The sequence below is a fragment of the Pseudoalteromonas sp. SCQQ13 genome, from assembly GCF_015864415.1.
Taxonomy (GTDB): Bacteria; Pseudomonadota; Gammaproteobacteria; order Enterobacterales; family Alteromonadaceae; genus Pseudoalteromonas; species Pseudoalteromonas nigrifaciens.
The window spans coordinates 2657-20331 of sequence record NZ_JADYXG010000010.1 but is presented as its reverse complement, the minus strand read 5'-3'; the positions used below and the strand labels follow the sequence as shown (position 1 = coordinate 20331).

16 protein-coding genes and 5 tRNA genes are annotated in these 17675 nt (G+C 39.5%); 17 read left to right on the top strand and 4 right to left on the bottom strand.

Translation table 11 applies throughout. The features are described 5' to 3' along the window. Positions 1-82: 82 nt before the first annotated feature. Both I6F41_RS09650 and I6F41_RS09645 read right to left on the bottom strand, forming a co-directional pair. Positions 83-826 (bottom strand): DUF3307 domain-containing protein, encoded by a 744-nt coding sequence (locus I6F41_RS09650; RefSeq protein WP_192532208.1) that lies wholly within the window; start codon positions 824-826, stop codon positions 83-85. Continuing rightward, positions 826-1449, bottom strand: coding sequence for a hypothetical protein (locus tag I6F41_RS09645; RefSeq protein ID WP_041454486.1), 624 nt, complete (start codon positions 1447-1449; stop codon positions 826-828). The genes I6F41_RS09650 and I6F41_RS09645 overlap by 1 nt, the downstream gene beginning before the upstream one ends. A 150-nt stretch (positions 1450-1599) precedes the next feature. On the opposite strand from I6F41_RS09645, the gene I6F41_RS09640 reads away from it, so the two are divergent. The 8 genes from I6F41_RS09640 to I6F41_RS09605 all read left to right on the top strand — a co-directional run bounded on the left by I6F41_RS09640 (position 1600) and on the right by I6F41_RS09605 (position 10174). Then, a complete protein-coding gene (locus I6F41_RS09640; RefSeq protein ID WP_086999215.1) occupies positions 1600-2103 on the top strand; it encodes a LabA-like NYN domain-containing protein in 504 nt (167 codons plus the stop codon). 190 nt (positions 2104-2293) lie between these two features. Then, positions 2294-3217, top strand: coding sequence for an NAD(+) diphosphatase (gene nudC / locus I6F41_RS09635; RefSeq protein ID WP_197108263.1), 924 nt, complete (start codon positions 2294-2296; stop codon positions 3215-3217). Between the two features lie 2 nt (positions 3218-3219). Beyond that, entirely contained in the window at positions 3220-4401 is a 1182-nt protein-coding gene (locus I6F41_RS09630) for a cystathionine beta-lyase (protein WP_197108261.1), read from the top strand. A 143-nt stretch (positions 4402-4544) separates the two neighbouring features. Next, positions 4545-5372 carry an ABC transporter permease gene (locus I6F41_RS09625; RefSeq protein ID WP_086999203.1) on the top strand — a complete coding sequence of 276 codons (828 nt, stop codon included), beginning with the start codon at positions 4545-4547 and terminating at the stop codon, positions 5370-5372. Then, positions 5369-6277 (top strand): ABC transporter ATP-binding protein, encoded by a 909-nt coding sequence (locus tag I6F41_RS09620; RefSeq protein WP_011328589.1) that lies wholly within the window; start codon positions 5369-5371, stop codon positions 6275-6277. Before I6F41_RS09625 ends, I6F41_RS09620 begins: the two co-directional genes overlap by 4 nt. Beyond that, positions 6277-6651 carry a PH domain-containing protein gene (locus I6F41_RS09615; protein ID WP_011328588.1) on the top strand — a complete coding sequence of 125 codons (375 nt, stop codon included), beginning with the start codon at positions 6277-6279 and terminating at the stop codon, positions 6649-6651. The genes I6F41_RS09620 and I6F41_RS09615 overlap by 1 nt, the downstream gene beginning before the upstream one ends. A gap of 200 nt (positions 6652-6851) precedes the next feature. Then, on the top strand, positions 6852-7655 hold the full coding sequence (locus I6F41_RS09610; protein WP_011328587.1) for a putative porin: 804 nt from the start codon (positions 6852-6854) through the stop codon (positions 7653-7655). A 242-nt stretch (positions 7656-7897) separates the two neighbouring features. After that, on the top strand, positions 7898-10174 hold the full coding sequence (locus tag I6F41_RS09605) for an acyl-CoA dehydrogenase (RefSeq protein WP_011328586.1): 2277 nt from the start codon (positions 7898-7900) through the stop codon (positions 10172-10174). Between the two features lie 75 nt (positions 10175-10249). Here I6F41_RS09605 and I6F41_RS09600 read toward each other — a convergent pair whose 3' ends face one another. After that, entirely contained in the window at positions 10250-10684 is a 435-nt protein-coding gene (locus I6F41_RS09600; protein WP_041454731.1) for a hypothetical protein, read from the bottom strand. A gap of 121 nt (positions 10685-10805) precedes the next feature. Then, the gene (cysK, locus tag I6F41_RS09595) at positions 10806-11774 is read right to left on the bottom strand and encodes a cysteine synthase A (RefSeq protein ID WP_011328584.1); all 969 of its coding nucleotides are present in this window, start codon (positions 11772-11774) and stop codon (positions 10806-10808) included. A gap of 692 nt (positions 11775-12466) precedes the next feature. Between cysK and I6F41_RS09590 the strand changes: the two genes are divergently transcribed. From I6F41_RS09590 to I6F41_RS09550, 9 genes are all read left to right on the top strand, one after another. After that, a complete protein-coding gene (locus tag I6F41_RS09590) occupies positions 12467-13612 on the top strand; it encodes a dicarboxylate/amino acid:cation symporter (RefSeq protein ID WP_011328583.1) in 1146 nt (381 codons plus the stop codon). 148 nt (positions 13613-13760) lie between these two features. Then, positions 13761-14411: a UvrY/SirA/GacA family response regulator transcription factor gene (gene uvrY / locus I6F41_RS09585; RefSeq protein ID WP_011328582.1), complete on the top strand. Its 651-nt coding sequence runs from the start codon at positions 13761-13763 to the stop codon at positions 14409-14411. A 9-nt stretch (positions 14412-14420) separates the two neighbouring features. Beyond that, the gene (gene uvrC / locus I6F41_RS09580; RefSeq protein WP_192532205.1) at positions 14421-16244 is read left to right on the top strand and encodes an excinuclease ABC subunit UvrC; all 1824 of its coding nucleotides are present in this window, start codon (positions 14421-14423) and stop codon (positions 16242-16244) included. 42 nt (positions 16245-16286) lie between these two features. Next, positions 16287-16832 (top strand): CDP-diacylglycerol--glycerol-3-phosphate 3-phosphatidyltransferase, encoded by a 546-nt coding sequence (pgsA, locus tag I6F41_RS09575; protein WP_089368514.1) that lies wholly within the window; start codon positions 16287-16289, stop codon positions 16830-16832. 216 nt (positions 16833-17048) lie between these two features. Further along, positions 17049-17124 (top strand) — tRNA-Gly (locus I6F41_RS09570). A 17-nt stretch (positions 17125-17141) separates the two neighbouring features. Then, positions 17142-17215 (top strand) — tRNA-Cys (locus I6F41_RS09565). Positions 17216-17252: 37 nt separating this feature from the next. After that, a tRNA-Leu gene (locus I6F41_RS09560) sits at positions 17253-17339 on the top strand. A 64-nt stretch (positions 17340-17403) separates the two neighbouring features. Continuing rightward, positions 17404-17479: transfer RNA gene (locus I6F41_RS09555), tRNA-Gly, on the top strand. Positions 17480-17518: 39 nt separating this feature from the next. Next, positions 17519-17605 (top strand) — tRNA-Leu (locus I6F41_RS09550). Positions 17606-17675: the final 70 nt, after the last annotated feature.

Sequence of the window (17675 nt, the reverse complement as noted above, 5' to 3'; positions counted from 1 at the left end):
AAAAAACGCGCTTACTTGCTTTACAAGTAGCGCGTTTTTTAATGGGGATTTTTTAGTGTGTATGCTTTGCTATTATTACAGGCTAGCTGATTAAGTAATTAATTCCTAATCCTACAAATAAGGTAACACTTACGCTAAGTAGTGTGCCTAGCATTACATATTCGGTGAGCTTTTTATCTTTACTGGCACTTAAATCGCCAAATCTAAATACAGATTTAGCGGCAATTAAAAACCCAAGCCCTGCAAACTGATCTAATAAGATAAACGTCAGCATCAGTACTCTTTCAAGCATGCCAATACTTTGTCCAGCTAAGGGCAGGCTACCATCACTTGAAAAGTGGTTGGTTATACGCTCTAACATCATTCTTATAAATACGGCACTGGGATTTAAAATAATGAGGTAACCAGCTATAACCCACAGCGCTTTTGAGTTGGTTAATAGCGCCATTACACTGTTAGTAAGCTGCAGATTGTCAGTTAGCCAAATACTTATCGCAATAATAATGATGATATGTGCAATTTGGTCGAATAAAAAAGGCACTACGCCTTTATTAGAGTACGATTTTGCAATATCAATAAAGTAGTGGCTAATCACGATAATACTGGTGGCAAGAAATACGCTACTCAGTTGTTGCCAGCCAAAGGTATACTCCCAAAGCGTAATAATTAGTGCGCTAGTCACGCCGTGAACTAATACATGGTAGTAAAGTTTTTTTGCTTTAAAGTGACGGGTGTTTCTGTCGTTTACCCAGCTCATGGGTTGCCAGTAAAAATCGGCGAGTAGGTGGCCAATAATGAGGGCAACGAGTAAGAGTGAAAATGCCATTATTTACTTCCTGCGATTATTTTTTGGATACATTGTTGAGTGTATTTAATAAAACGCTCTATTAGTTGGTAATGCGCTAAATTAAGCAATTTAGTAACATTCTCCCGGCTTGTTTTTAGCTCTTTAGCTACAGCGGCATGGCTGTTGTCGGCTTTAGTTAAGTACACATACAAGGCATTGGCCTGCTTTAGCGTAATTTTAGTGAGTAACACATCTACAAAGGCTAGATTAAGGCTTAAGCTCTCATCGAGTTGTTGCTCTGCAATATTAATAATAAAGCGTTGATTGGCTATTTTATCTAGCCCTTGCCCAGAGAGGGTAAAGGCAGAGCCGGTTGCGGTTTTTATATCGCTGCGCGGATTATCTATTTTCCCTAAAGCCATACTTTGGCGTAGTTCATACCCCGATGCTTTTAAGTGTAAATACACTAAAATAGCGGTTTTAAATAATTGCTCTGGGTTGTTTAACTGTAATTGAAAGGCATCGCCTCGGTATATATTCCAATGAGTGCGCTGTGTGGTAATACTTCTTAGGCTTTGCTCTAGCTGATAAAGCATGGCATCGTACTGCTGCTGAGGAATAGTTTGCGATTTAATAATGTCGCCGCTGATCACACCAATCATATGAGCCTCGAAATAGTTACTTTTTAAAATGTAACCTAAATTGGTTACATGGAGTTAAGTAACCAATTTAGGTTACTTAAATAAAAAATGCAAGGTACACTTATTTTAATAGCACCACGCCATTACTATAAATCCTGATTAGGAAATTAAATGACTTCACAACACGAGCTGCAAAATACCAAACCCCGTGTAGGTATTTTTGTCGATGTACAAAATATTTATTACACTTGCCGTGAAAGTTACGGAAAAAACTTTGATTACAACGCATTTTGGCGAGTTATGGCGCAGCAATATAATATTGAATGTGCGTTTGCTTATGCAATTTACCGAGGGGATGAAAAACAAAGCCAGTTTCAAAATATTTTGCGTGCAATTGGTTTTGAGGTAAAACTTAAGCCATTTATTCAACGCCGCGATGGCAGTGCCAAAGGCGACTGGGATGTGGGTATAACCATTGATATGCTTGAGCATGGTAAAAACCTTGATAAAGTTATTTTACTCTCTGGTGATGGCGACTTTGCTTTATTGTTGGGGCATTTAAAAAGCCAATATAATGTTCCGTGTGATGTATATGGCGCTGATAGGTTAACCGCAGAGGCATTAAAACAAAGTGCTGAGCAATTTCATTTAATCGACAATACATTTTTGCTTTAAATCAAGGTTTACTAAATAGCCAAAAAATAACACTCACATAGGCTATTAGCCCCTGCAACATGAGACTTTTTAATACTGCAGTGTTATATAGCAATTAAGCCTATTTTAGGCTTTTTTTATCGCGCTAATAAATTGGGTTTACTAAAGGGTTATGGTAATTTTAAAACATAACGTGTACCTAAGGATTTAAATGCTTCATTACAGCAACATGCCACTAGACAGAGGCTCAAATTTTCGTAACGACCCAGCATGGCTTAAAGCGCATATGTCGGCGCAAAGTAAGTGGGTTTTAGTTAAAAATAATCAAACCTTATTTATTAAAGATACCCCAAAAGTTAGTTATTTATCGTATCAACAGGTTGCCCATTTAGATTTAACGAATGCTATTTTTGTTGGCTTAAACAATGCAAAAGATGGGGTGTTTGCTCTTGATGTATCTAAGCTAGATACCAGCATACTTGATCCTTTAATTGACGGCGCGCAGTTTGTTGACATACGCCAATACGGCCCTCAAGTAACCATTAAATACGCTTCAATAGCGGCACTTGCACGCGGCTTATGTTATTGGCATGCAACCCATAGTTTTTGTGGACGTTGCGGCAGTAAAAATCATTTAGTAGAAGCCGGGCATTCGCGAGTATGCGAAAACGAAAACTGTAAACACCCTGCTTTTCCGCGCACTGATCCTGCAGTAATTATGGTGGTTACTAAAGTGTTTGCCGATGGGGTAGAGCGCTGTTTACTAGGTCGTCAAGCTGCGTGGGCGAGCGGTATGTATTCGTCGTTAGCGGGCTTTGTTGATCCCGGTGAAACACTCGAGCAAGCAGTTGCTCGTGAGGTAAAAGAAGAGGCGGGTATTGAAGTAAATAATGTACGTTATGTTGCATCACAACCTTGGCCGTTTCCTTCATCAATAATGCTGGGCTTTTTTGCCGAAGCGGTTACAGAAGATATTAATGTTGATAAAAACGAACTTGACGATGCTAAGTGGTTTAGCCGTGAAGAGTTACGCCAGTTTGGTAATTGGCATGACGAAGGGGAGCATTTAAAGCTTCCCAGAACAGATTCTATTTCTCGCTATTTAATTGAGTACTGGCTAAATAATAAGGATTAAGCATGACGAGCAAAAGCAATAAAAATACCCAACTTGTTACATCAGGACGTAAAAAAGCCTATACCCACGGTGTAGTTAATCCGGTTGTGCAACGTGCATCAACCATAGTATTTGACTCAGTAGCAGAATTAAAAAAAGCCGCTAAAACATGTGGTGACAAAACCTTATTTTATGGCCGTAGAGGCACAACTACCCACTTTGCGCTGCAAGAGGCGATAACTGAGCTTGAGGGCGGCGAAGGGTGTGTACTTTATCCGTGTGGCGCAGCTGCAATTAGCCAAACTTTGCTGTCGTTTTTAAAAACCGGCGACCATATTTTAATGGTTGATAATGTATACGAACCTACTCGTGATTTTTGCGATAAAATTCTAGCCGGCCTGGGTATTAGCACTACATATTACCCACCTACTATAGGTGCTGGAATTAAAGACTACATTAAAGCAAACACCAAGGTATTGTTTTTGGAATCGCCGGGCTCTATTACCATGGAAATTCAAGATGTACCGGCTATGGTAAAAGTAGCAAACGAGCACCACATAATGACCATGCTTGATAATACCTATGGCAACGGTTTGCATTATCGTCCGCTTGAGCACGGTGTTGATATTAGTATTCAAGCAGCTACTAAATATATAGTAGGCCATTCTGATGTAATGATGGGCGTGGCTGTTGCTAATAAAAAGTATTGGCTAACTTTGCGCGAAAACTCCTATTTACTCGGGCAATGCACTAGCGCAGACGATGCATATTTAGCACTTAGGGGCTTACGCACTATGGCTGTGCGTTTAAATCAACACGAAAAAGCAGCAATAGAAGTGGCTACATGGCTTGAGCAACATGAGCTTGTTGATCATATTCGCCACCCAGCATTTGCTACTTGCCCGGGGCATGAATTTTTTAAACGTGACTTTGATGGCAGTAATGGTTTGTTCTCAATAGTAATGAAAGTAGGGGATCAGGCTGCCATAGATGCGTTTTTAGATAGCCTACACTATTTTAAAATGGGTTTTTCGTGGGGCGGCTTTGAAAGCTTAGTAACCGCTAATTTAACCATGAAAGGACTGCGTTCGGATACAGGTTGGGATTTAGGGCCCGTTATTCGTTTGCATATAGGCCTTGAAGATGTAGACGATTTAATCAACGACTTAAGCCAAGCACTTGAGGTTTATAAGCAGCATTTATAATTTATAATGTAATTTATGCTGTTAGATTAAAATGTATTGTTACAAAGCTCACCATTAGTGAGCTTTTTTTTGCTGGTAATTCAAGGTATTTACACTTAGTGTGGATAAATATACTGAAAACAAAAAGTCATTAAGGATAGTCAATGGCAACACCATTACCGATAAACATAGGGCGACTAACGCAAATAGCAGGCTTTGAGCTCGTACGTATGTTTTTAACTAAACGTGGGCTCATTGCATTAGCTGCCTTTGCATTGGTGTGGCTAATAATACTGCGCTACCCGATAGGGCAAGCGGTAGGCATTGTAAGTGCGCCCGATTTTGAACAAATTGCCCGTGACATATCTGGCTCCATAGGTTTAAGTAAATTACTTGATTGGCCTGAGGCCGAATTTGCTATGTATTGGCTGATTGCTTTGTATAGCTTTCCGATATTTAGTGTGTTTATTTGCAGCGACCAAACAGTAGGCGATAGAGAGCGTGGCACACTTCGTTTTTTATCGCTGCGTTCAACACGTTTTGAAATACTCTTTGGCCGTTTTTTAGGGCAATTAGCGGTATTAGCATGCTTGGTAGGTATTACCCTGGTGGCTACGCTCGCTGTGCTGGGGTTTAGAGATCCTAGTTTACTTGCTGGTGGCTTTGCCCGCGCACTTTCTATATTTTTAATATTAGTGGTTACTCTGTGCCCATTTGTAGCTCTTATGACGTTGATAAATACCTTTGCTCGCTCATCGCGTTTATCTATAGTGTTGGCAATTTTATATTTTACGGCAGGCGGTATTGTTGTTGGTATTTTGCAGTGGCAAATCCCCGCATTAGGTATGCTTGATTATTTATTTCCGGGTGTACAAATAGAGCTATTAGCTGGACAAAATTTACCATTACTAAGCGCGGTGGCTATTCCACTGATCCAAACAGCGGTATTACTAAGCGTTGCTCAGCGTGTTTTTGCAAGGAGCTCACTATGAGAGCATTAATTACAGGCAGCGGTTTGAGTAAATCGTATGGCGCAAAACTTGCGCTTAATAATGTGAACTTTGAAATAAATAAAGGTGCGCCAGTGGCGCTTGTTGGGCCAAATGGCGCGGGTAAAACCACCTTATTTAGTTTGTTATGCGGCTATATAGCGCCCAGTAAAGGCAGTCTTGAAATATTAGGGCATAAGCCTGGCAGCGCAGCTTTATTTAATAAAGTAAGTGCATTACCGCAAGACGCGCAGCTTGACCCTCGTTTTAATATAGACAAGCAACTTGCCTTTTATGCAAAACTACAGGGTATGGGCGCTAAGCAAAGCCAAACTGAGGCGCTACGTGTACTTGACTTGGTTGGTCTAAAAGAGATTGCAAAGCAGCGTGCAGGGGACTTATCACACGGTATGCGTAAACGTGTAACCATAGCACAGGCGCTTATTGGTGAGCCGCAAATAGTGATGCTTGATGAAGCCACTGCGGGGCTTGATCCTATTCATGCCAGAGAAGTACGCGAGCTGGTTTCTGATTTAAGTGAGCAGGCTACTTTTATTTTAAGCTCGCACGATTTAACTGAGCTGGAGCGACTTTGCTCGCAAGTATTGCATTTAGATAAAGGCGTTTTAAGCGAGCATCAAACCAAAGAAAACAAGTCAGATACACATTTTTATACCCTAATGCTTAATGAAAATTATCAAAATGTAGAGCAGCAGTTGCAATCGATAGCAGGTATAAGCCGTGTATATATGAGCCAACATAAAGAGTTTGTAATTGAGTACCAGCCTACAGGTGAACCGCTTGATATTGCATTGCTTAACTTTTGCCATCAGCATAACTGGCAATATAGGCAGCTTGTGAACGGACACACCCTAGAGAATCAAATTTTTAAACAGGAGAAATTATAATGGGATTATTCAGTGGGTTAATGGGTAACGCTAGCGAAGTAGATGATGCCGACTTAGAAAAAGTATTATTAAATACCTTAATAGAAGGCGAACAGGTTGAAAAGGCTTATAAAGTAATACGCGATATGTTTATTTTTACTAACAAGCGATTGATCTTGATAGATAAACAAGGTGTTACTGGTTCTAAAATGGAAATGATCAGCATAGCTTACTCAAAAATAACAAAGTTTAGTAAAGAAAGCGCAGGGCATTTTGATCTAGATGCCGAGCTGAAAATATGGGTTGGCTCAGACTCTACACCTATTAGTAAAGACTTTAAGTCTGGCGATAATATTAATGATGTTTATCGTATTATTAGCCAATATGCACTGTAATACTTAGTTTAGTTAAAGTAGTTGTTAGCATGGTGTTGCAATTACTTTAATCTTACACATACCTACACTTCATTACAATTAACTTAATGAATACAAGTGCTTAGTTAAGTTTTCATTCAGTTTCACAGCGTTAGCATGTCCCTCGATCTCAGCTACCCAGCTAAGACATAAAAAAGTCATATAAATAGGGATTTATCATAATGAAAAAGTTAGCAGTTATTATCTCAAGTATTTTATTATCTAGCGCTGCAACCACTGCAATGGCAGCAGATAGCTATCAGTCAATTAGTAACCTAGGCTTTAAGCATGAAACTAGCAGCAATAACAATACCGTTGCGGTGGATTCTATTTACTATTTATCGCCTAAAAAAACATTAGGCCCGTACGATCAGTTTGAATACATAAATAAACAAAGTAATGTATATGGCAGCTACGCTGACGACGACTCTAGTGACGTAACTTCAGTTGGTGGCGAATACTTTATTAACAACTTTGTGGTAGGTGCATCTTACAGTAACCTTGATACTGGTTCGCACAATGAGTTTTACACGCTTTCAGGTGGTTTCTTTTTTAACCCAAACTTACTGGCTAAAGTAACTTTAGTTGAAAACAAAAACGGTGAAGATTTTGCGTTATTTGATTTAGCTTACAACCACATGCTAAACAGCACTGACTACATTGGTGTAACAGTAACCGCTGATGACGACTTTGATTACCGTGCAGTAGCAGCTAAATACTTTATTGACTTGCAGCAAGGTAACTTCTTAACGTTTGAAGGTAAGTACGAGAGCATTGATGATAAAGAAAACCAATGGGTAGCAGAAACTAACTACTACTTCTCAAAAGCAACATCTGTATTTGCTAACTACAACAAGCAAGATGCTTACAGCTTTGGTGCTCAGCATTTCATTAATGAAAATGTAGGTATTAAAGTTGGTTACGGTAACAATGCTGATGATTCAGGCAACGATGCTTACTTTGCTAACATGCGTTTTCAGTTTTAATTAAGGCTTATAGTTAATTTACTTAAGAGTAAAAACAAACCCCGCTTAATACTAAGCGGGGTTTTTGTATTTTTAAAGTAAGTAATTGAGTTAAAAATAATAACTAAAGCTATGCAGAAAGTTAAAAGAGGTGATCTTTAAATAAACTAAGCATAACTTACGACTGAAGAATGATTGTATTTAACTTGAGAACGGTCATAATTAAACCACTATTTTCATTCAATGTATCAAGGAATATGCACATGACATTTTTTATTATATTGCTGGTCGTGGTGGTGGTTATATTTGCAGTTAAAAATATTCGCCTCAATTTAATCAGTCGACCTACCTTTAAAATGTTTAAAAAAGTATTACCGCCGTTATCACAAACCGAGCGCGAGGCAATGGAAGCTGGTGATGTTTGGTGGGATGGTGAGTTATTTAGTGGTAACCCAGACTGGCAAAAGCTGCACCGCTTTCCTAAGCCTGAGCTAAGTGATAAAGAAAACGCCTTTATGGATAATCAAGTAGAGACTTTATTGGCTATGCTTGACGATTATCAAATTGTGCAAAAAGATAAAGACTTACCAAAAGATGTTTGGGATTACTTAAAATCGGAAGGTTTTTTTGCATTAATAATTCCTGAAAAATTTGGTGGGCGTGAATTTTCTGCGATTGCAAACTCTACTATAGTGTCAAAAATTGCCACAAAAAGCTTAACAGCAGCTGTTACCGTAATGGTACCTAATAGCTTAGGCCCAGGTGAATTACTGCTACATTACGGTACTACAGAGCAACAAAACCGCTGGTTGCCTACGTTGGCGACTGGTGAAGATGTACCTTGTTTTGCACTAACAGGTCCAGAAGCCGGATCTGATGCAGGAAGCATTCCTGACTCAGGCGTGGTGTGTATGGGGGAGCATAATGGCGAAGAGGTTTTAGGCCTGCGTTTAAATTGGTCAAAACGTTATATTACGCTTGCGCCTGTGGCAACGGTTTTAGGGCTTGCCTTTAAAATGTATGACCCTGATGGTTTATTAGGTGGAGAAAAAGAGCTGGGAATTACCTGTGCGCTTATCCCTACTGATCACCCTGGGGTTGAAACTGGCGAGCGCCATTACCCACTAAATATGGCGTTTATGAATGGCACAACGTACGGTGAAGATGTGTTTATTCCACTGGATTGGATTATAGGCGGGCAGCAAGGCGCTGGACGTGGTTGGCGCATGTTGGTTGAGTGTTTAAGTGCAGGGCGTGGCATTTCATTGCCAGCATTAAGTACAGCAACAGGGCATTTAGCCGCTAAAATGACCTCAGCTTACGCCATGGTGCGCCAACAGTTTGGTGTGTCTATTGGTCAATTTGAAGGTGTACAAGAAGCACTTGCACGTATTGGTGGTTTAACCTATGCGCTTGAGTCGTGTCGTTTAATGACGGCAGGTGCAATTGATTTAAAACTCAGCCCTTCAGTTGTTACCGCTATTGCTAAATACCATATGACTGAAATGGGTCGTACAGTAATGAACGATGCGATGGATATTCATTCAGGTAAAGGCATTCAGGTTGGTCCAAATAACTATTTAGCGCATGGCTATATGGGGATCCCGGTATCGATTACGGTAGAAGGCGCTAATATTTTAACGCGTAATTTAATGATATTTGGCCAAGGTGCCACACGTTGTCATCCGTTTGTATTAAAAGAAATGGAAGCGGCAGCGATGGAAGATGATGACGCTGCATTAGAGCAATTTGATGGTTTATTAATGGACCATATTATGTTTGCCGCGTGCAACGCCAGCATGGCACTTGTGCATGGTTTAACGCGTAGTTGTTTTGCTAAAGCACCGGTAAGTGGCGAAACAGCAGTTTACTATAAGCAACTGACAAGAATGAGCCGTGGCCTTGCCATATGTACAGATGTAGCCATGCTCATGTTAGGCGGAGAACTTAAACGTAAAGAAATGATATCGGCACGTTTAGGTGATGTATTAAGCCATTTGTACTTAGCGTCAACCGTACTAAAACGTTTTGAAGACGAAGGGCGTCAACAAGCCGACTTACCCTTTGTTAAATACGCAATAGAAACGTCATTGTATGAAATTGGCCAAGCATTTGATGGTTTCTTTAAAAATTTCTCAAACCCGGTGGTTAACTTTGTGCTCAAACGTATTGTATTCCCACTCGGTAATCATTATCACAAACCAAGTGATGCCATTGCACAAAGTATTTGTAAACATATGACTCAACCAGGTGTGTTTAGAAACCGTTTAACGCATTTATGTTATGTGGATGAAAACGCGGGTACGGGTGTAATGGAAAGTGCATTTTTAGCAATGCATGATATGCAAACACAATTTAAAGATCTAAAACAATGGCAGCGTAAAGGGAAGGTACCCGCTACGCTTGATATTGAGGGGGCGATTAATTATGCGCTTGAAAACGATTTATTAAAGCAAACCGATGCCGATGCAATGCATCATGCTAATAAATTAAGAAAGCAAGCCATAGCAGTTGATAACTTTCAACCTGGTGAGCTATAACGCAGTGCTTTAAGTAATAACTAAAACGAAAAGGCCTTACAAATGTAAGGCCTTTTTGCGTTTAATTCATTTAAGTTAACGAGCGTAAGGATCGGTCACTATTTTATCTATATACCATAGGCCTTTTTTATGACGCATTTTAACGCTGCGCATATCATCAATTTTTTTACCATTTAGAGTGCCGGTGAATATAAGATTAATTTTAGCCGAGTCGCCATATTGCTCCCGTAAGCTCATATTAGACATATCAACTTCTATAACCACTTGATCATATTGCATGTTTAATAAGGTGCGAGAAAATTGCTTAGCAGTACCATATGATTTCATAATGCGGGCAAGGTTTGGGGTTGCCATAGTGCTGGCTTTATGCAGATTTTTTTGATTATAAAGCGCGTCAAAATAAGCCGTTGCAGCATCGCCCGGCGTGCTATTAACTTGGGCAACTTCTTCAGTGCAGCTAATAATAAATAGGCAAAAAGTTAAGCTTAAAAAAGAGGTTAGTTTTTTCATCATCAATATAATTTATTCATTCTTTACAAAGTGTGTGGCTTTATTGCACGGATGTAAAGGGGGGTGAATAAATAAGTAATAAAAAAGGATGCTAAGAGCATCCTTTTTTCAAACAAAATACTTATTGTACGAGCTCTTGTTCACTAAACTCTTCATCAAACATGGGGCTTGATAAATAACGCTCAGTGGCACTTGGTAAAATAACCACTATATTTTTATCTGCATTTTCAGGCTTTTCAGCAATACGTTTCGCCGCAACAACCGCTGCGCCAGATGAAATACCTACTAATATACCTTCTTGTCTCATTAGTAGGTGTGCCATCGCAATAGCATCTTCGTTAGATACTTGCTCTGCACCATCAATCACACTTAAATCTAAGTTACCAGGAATAAAGCCAGCACCAATACCTTGAATTTTATGTGGCCCAGGCTTAATTTCTTCACCTGCTAGCGTTTGGCTAATAACCGGTGAATTTGTTGGCTCAACAGCAATCGATTTTACATTGAGACCTTTTTCGTTTTTAAGGTAGCGACTAACACCAGTGATAGTACCGCCAGTACCAACGCCTGCAACAAAAAAGTCTACTTTACCATCAAGGGCATCATAAATTTCAGGGCCGGTGGTTTCAAAGTGAATTTTAGGGTTTGCCGGGTTTTCGAATTGTTGTAATAAAATATATTTATCGGGAGCGGTTGCTTGAATTTCTTTTGCTTTATCAATTGCACCGTTCATACCTTTTGCGCCGTCGGTTAGTACTAGGTTTGCACCTAATGCTTTGAGCAGTTTTCGGCGCTCTAAACTCATAGTATTTGGCATGGTAAGGGTTAGTTTATAACCACGAGATGCTGCCACAAACGCCAGCGCAATACCGGTATTACCAGATGTAGGCTCAATTAGTTCTTTATCTTTCGTTAGCTGCCCTGATTTTTCAGCTTCCCAAATCATTGATGCACCAATACGACATTTTATACTAAAGCTTGGGTTGCGAGATTCAATTTTTGCGTATACGTTGCCACCGGTAACACGGTTAAGTTTTACCAGCGGTGTATTACCAATGCTTAGTGAGTTATCTTCAAAAATAGTAGACATAATGTTCCTTTGGATACAATCCGCTTAACATGTTAGTAGTTTTGCTATTAACTATATAAGCATACTTTACTGTGAGTTTAAAAAATTTAAAGTAAAGTTTGGCTATAACATATATTTATTGGGCTTATAACGAGGATGTGTTTATTTCTCAAGCTTGAATTTACCGCGGTGTGGTTGATTTTTGAGCTATGCAGGGCCTTCTTAATGTGGTTACTGCCCATTAATTGACGCTAACGACGCTTAAAAGATAAATAAACCCTAATTAAATAAAAACTTGGCCTCGTGATCATTGCAAGTGTTACTTAAGGAACCTGAGCTCCGGATAATAAATCTATCTCAAGCAGCTATTTTCAGCGCTAATTGCGTTGAATTTACTTGCAATAGGCCAGCTATTGACGCGTAAATTCGCCTTGTTTTCATTGAAAACTTCTGGCTAGAGAAAATAAAATTAAATATAACTATGATTCAATACGTTAGTAAATCTCTTAATCAGAGTTCAGATTAAGTAGAAAAATAAACTTTTGAAAGGCGTGTTATATTTATTTATATTCTAACAATTAATCTATTAAAGACTTAATACTCACCGTATTGTTGCTTATTTGTGCAAATGAACTGCAGTTGAACAGTTTTATGATACAAGCTATGCAAAACATGATAAAAACACAGTATCTAAATTCAAGAAAGCAATCACAATGAAGTTAATCTTAAAATTAATTGCCGGTATTGTGGCCGGTATCTTAGCTGGACTCTATTTACCACTAATAGGCGTTGAACTTTTATATACTGTTAAAGAACTGATTGGACAATTGATCTCCTTTACTATACCGCTGATCATTTTATTTTTTATTGCATCGGGTATTGCTGGACTACCAAAAGGGTCAGGGCACTTATTAGGTAAAACAGTTGGTTTTGCTTATGGCTCTACTGTTATTGCTGGCACACTGGCTTTTTTACTGGTTAGCACAGTAATTCCATTTTTAAGTGGCGGTATTACATTTGAAGCTGAATCAGCGACACAAGTTGGTAGTTTTATTGATTTAGAAATTCCGCCATTAATGGGCGTGATGACTGCATTAATGAGCGCATTTATATTTGGTATTGGCATGAGCCAGCTTGAATTGACTACGCTTAAAACAGTGTCTGATCAGGGGCGTGATATTGTTGATAGCTTATTATCTAAGGTGATAATACCGGCATTACCATTTTATATTGCAGGTGTATTTGCCGAAATGACGGTAGCAGGAACAGTTGTTGATACCCTACAAGCATTTGGCGTAGTACTTATTGCAGCGCTGGTTATGCACTGGTTATGGCTTACTGTTTTATATGTATCTACAGGCTTGTTACTAAAACGCAACCCAATCGAATTAATTAAAAATATGCTACCAGCGTACTTTACCGCTTTGGGCACAATGTCTAGCGCTGCAACAATTCCAGTATCATTACAATCAAGTAAGTCGAATGGTGTAAAAGAAGACGTAGCCAATTTTACGGTTCCGCTTTGTGCGACAATTCATTTATCGGGCTCTACAATTACAATTGTAACCTGTGCAATGGCGGTCATGTTTTTATCACCAAGCATGCAAGCACCTTCATTAATGGGCATGTTGCCATTTATTATGATGTTAGGTGTAGTAATGATTGCCGCACCAGGTGCACCAGGTGGTGCAGTAATGTCGGCACTGGGTTTATTAACAACTATGCTAGGCTTTAATGAAGGCGCAGTAGCTTTAATGATTGCACTATATTTAGCCCAAGACAGTTTTGGTACTGCGTGTAACGTAACCGGTGATGGCGTTATTGCTTTGTGGGTAGATCGCTTTAGCGAAAAAGCATAATAAACTGGGTGTGTTAATCTGTTAATATACATGTATTAACACACCTTAAACGATGAAATAATATCGGTTATTGTTTTATTTTAACTGTGTTACTGTGGCAAATTAATATTATTAAATTGCATTTTATTAGGCTAGTGAGGATGTTCCATTGATTAATGTACTTTTAGTTGATGACCATGAGTTGGTACGAACAGGGATCAGGCGGATTCTTGACGATGTACGAGGCTTTAAAGTTGTTGGAGAAGCTAAAACAGGTGAAGAGGCTGTGCAATTTTGTCGTCAACACTCACCCAATATAGTACTTATGGACATGAATATGCCCGGTATTGGTGGCCTTGAGGCGACGAAAAAGATTTGTCGTTATTGCCCTGATGTAAAAATTATAGTGCTTACTGTTAATTGTGAAGATCCGTATCCTAGCACCGTAATGCAGCTTGGCGCGCATGGCTTTTTAACTAAAGGTGCTGGGTCTGATGAAATGGTACGTGCTATACGCTGTGTGCATGCAGGACAGCGCTATATTGCACCTGAAATTGCACAGCAAATTGCATTAGCACAGGTAAGTGGGCGCACAGATGAAAGTCCATTTCAGAGTTTGTCAGAGCGTGAACTGCAAATAATGCTAATGATCACCAAAGGTGAAAAAGCACAAAGTATAGCTGAGCGTTTAAATTTAAGCTCTAAAACAGTTAATAGCTACCGCTATCGTATGTTTGAAAAACTAAATGTGAGTGGCGATGTAGAGCTGACTCATTTAGCTATTCGCTATAAAATGATTGATATAGACGTATCGTACTAATCATAATTTATGTCTGAATTTGATCACGCCCAGTTTTTAAAAACACTATCGAGTGAGCCCGGGGTTTACCGTATGCTCGATAGTGACAATCAAGTAATTTATGTTGGTAAAGCAAAGCATTTAAAAAAACGGGTGAGTAGTTACTTTAGAAGTAACATCACCGACAGCAAAACCCGTGTTTTAGTCAGTAATATTTGTAATGTTGAAGTAACGCTTACTAATACCGAAACCGAAGCGCTATTACTTGAAAACAATCTGATAAAAAAGTATCAGCCTCGTTACAATATTTTATTACGCGACGATAAATCCTATCCTTATATATTACTTACTAATCATAAACATCCTCGATTAGCGTTTCATCGTGGCAGTCGTAAAGTAAAAGGTGAGTATTTTGGCCCATTTCCAAGTGCGGGGGCGGTATCAGAAAGCTTACGACTGATGCAAAAAATATTTCCCATTCGTCAATGCGAAGATGTTTATTACCGTGCGCGCAGCCGACCATGCTTACAATATCAACTCAAACGATGCTCAGCCCCGTGTGTAAATAAAGTTTCAGATGAAGATTATACTGAGCAAGTTGATTATGTGCGTAAGTTTTTAACGGGTAAATCACATGAGGTAATCGCCGATCTCATTAAAAAAATGGAAGCAGCTAGCCAGCAGCTAAATTTTGAGTTGGCTGCAAAAGTGCGTGACCAAATAATGTTGCTGCGTAAAATGCAGGAACAACAGTCTATTTCGGGTAATTTTGCAGAAATGGATGTTGTAGGCTTTGCACACCTAAATGGTTTAAATGGCATTCACTTATTGATGATCCGCGACCATAAAGTATTGGGCAGTAAAACCTACTTTCCAAAAGTGCCAAAAGACTCAAGTGAACAAGAAATATTGACTTCGTTTTTAGGCCAGTACTATTTAGCGCCGGGGGCAACTGGGCGTATCGCAAAAGAAATCATTTTGCCGTTCGAAATACAAGAAAGCGACGTATTAGGCCAAGCACTTACGCAAATAAGTGAGCGTAAAGTAACTCTTAAAGTAGTTACTCGGGGTGAGCGTGCCCAGTATTTGCAGTTAGCCAATAAAAACGCATTAAATAGTATTACCGTTAAGCAAAGCACCCAAGACTCTATTAATAAACGCTATGCGCAATTAAAAGCTACCCTACGCCTTGATGATATAACCAGAATGGAATGTTTTGATATAAGCCATACTATGGGGGAGAACACGGTTGCTAGCTGTGTGGTATTTGATTCACAAGGACCCAATACTAAAGAGTATAGGCGTTACAACGTGACTGGAATAACCGGTGGAGATGATTATGCTGCCATGGAGTTTGCGCTTAATAAGCGCTACAACAAATTAGTTGATGAAGATAAAATACCCGATGTGATTTTTATAGACGGTGGTAAAGGGCAATTAGGGCGTGCAGAGCAGTATTTTGCTACTTGGCCACATGCAAAAATGCCCTTGTTAGTTGGTGTAGCTAAAGGTACAAGCCGTAAACCCGGCCTCGAAACACTGTTAATAGACGGTGGTCGAAAAACTATTCCAATGGATTCAGATGCACCTGCACTGCATTTAATTCAGCATATACGCGACGAATCACATCGTTTTGCTATTGCGGGGCACCGTAATAAGCGCCAAAAACAACGAACGCAATCATTATTAGAAGAAATAAATGGCGTAGGTGCTAAGCGCCGACAAACATTATTAAAATATTTAGGGGGCATGCAAGGGGTAAAAGCTGCTAATATAGAACAGTTAAAGAAAGTACCGGGGATCAGCCCTGACATGGCTGACAAGATATTTAACCATTTGCATGACAAGGGTTAGCCCTTCATGCGAATATAGCAAAAAAGACATACCCAAGCAGTTATGTGGAATATTCCAAACACACTCACAACCTTTAGACTTTTTCTTATCCCCATTTTTTTGGTGGTATTTTATTTGCCTTATTCATGGGCGCTTTTTGCTGCCGCCTTTATTTTTTGGTTTGCATCAATAACCGACATTCTCGACGGTTATTTAGCACGTAAACTTGAGCAATCAACCCCCTTTGGTGCGTTTTTAGATCCCGTTGCCGATAAAGTTATGGTGTGCGCTGCCTTAGTCGCGTTATCAGAGCATTATCAGTCTATGTATATGACTATCCCAGCACTTATTATAATAAGCCGCGAAATTGTTATCTCTGCACTGCGTGAATGGATGGCAGAACAAGGTAAGCGCGATAACGTGGCTGTATCTAATATGGGTAAAATAAAAACAGCAGCACAAATGTTAGCCATTATCGGTCTAATTTGGCAATACGATGCTTGGATGAATTATTTAAGTTTTGGTTTGTTGTATATTGCGACCTTCCTAACATTGAGTTCTATGATGCAATATTTGGTATCGGCATGGAGTGAATTGACCAAAAATTGATTCTAAACGTCTAATAACGCACCATATTAGATAAAAAATAATCAAACAGTTCGAAAGTGGCATTTTTTGTATTGACGCGTTTAATAATCTCTGTAGAATGCGTCCGTGTTGAGAGGGCATAGCCCCCAAGATAAACTAAATGGTAATTAATCAGTTACTGAATATTTACTGCAATACGTTGCAAGTTGATAGAAAGCTTACTGAATAATATTAAATGCGGCACTAGCTCAGTTGGTAGAGCGCGACCTTGCCAAGGTCGAGGTCACGAGTTCGAGCCTCGTGTGCCGCTCCAGTTTATCTCATTGTTAAGGCGGAATGGCAGAGTGGCCATGCACCGGATTGCAAATCCGTTTACCTCGGTTCGACTCCGGGTTCCGCCTCCATAGCAACACTCCACATGCTTTAAATAGCAAACTCGATGCCCGAGTGGTGGAATTGGTAGACACAAGGGATTTAAAATCCCTCGACTAACAAGTCGTGCCGGTTCAATTCCGGCCTCGGGCACCACTTTGTGGTTTTATTACATTACCAAGTGTAATTTATAAAATGTTTAATTTAGAACTAATATGATGCGGCACTAGCTCAGTTGGTAGAGCGCGACCTTGCCAAGGTCGAGGTCACGAGTTCGAGCCTCGTGTGCCGCTCCATATTAGTTTTATCCACTTGCTTTAAATAGCAAACTCGATGCCCGAGTGGTGGAATTGGTAGACACAAGGGATTTAAAATCCCTCGACTAACAAGTCGTGCCGGTTCAATTCCGGCCTCGGGCACCACTTTTATATAAAGTGGCAGAGTAATAAAATACTAATTTATAGTATAAGTAAATACCATTGCTTATAGAAT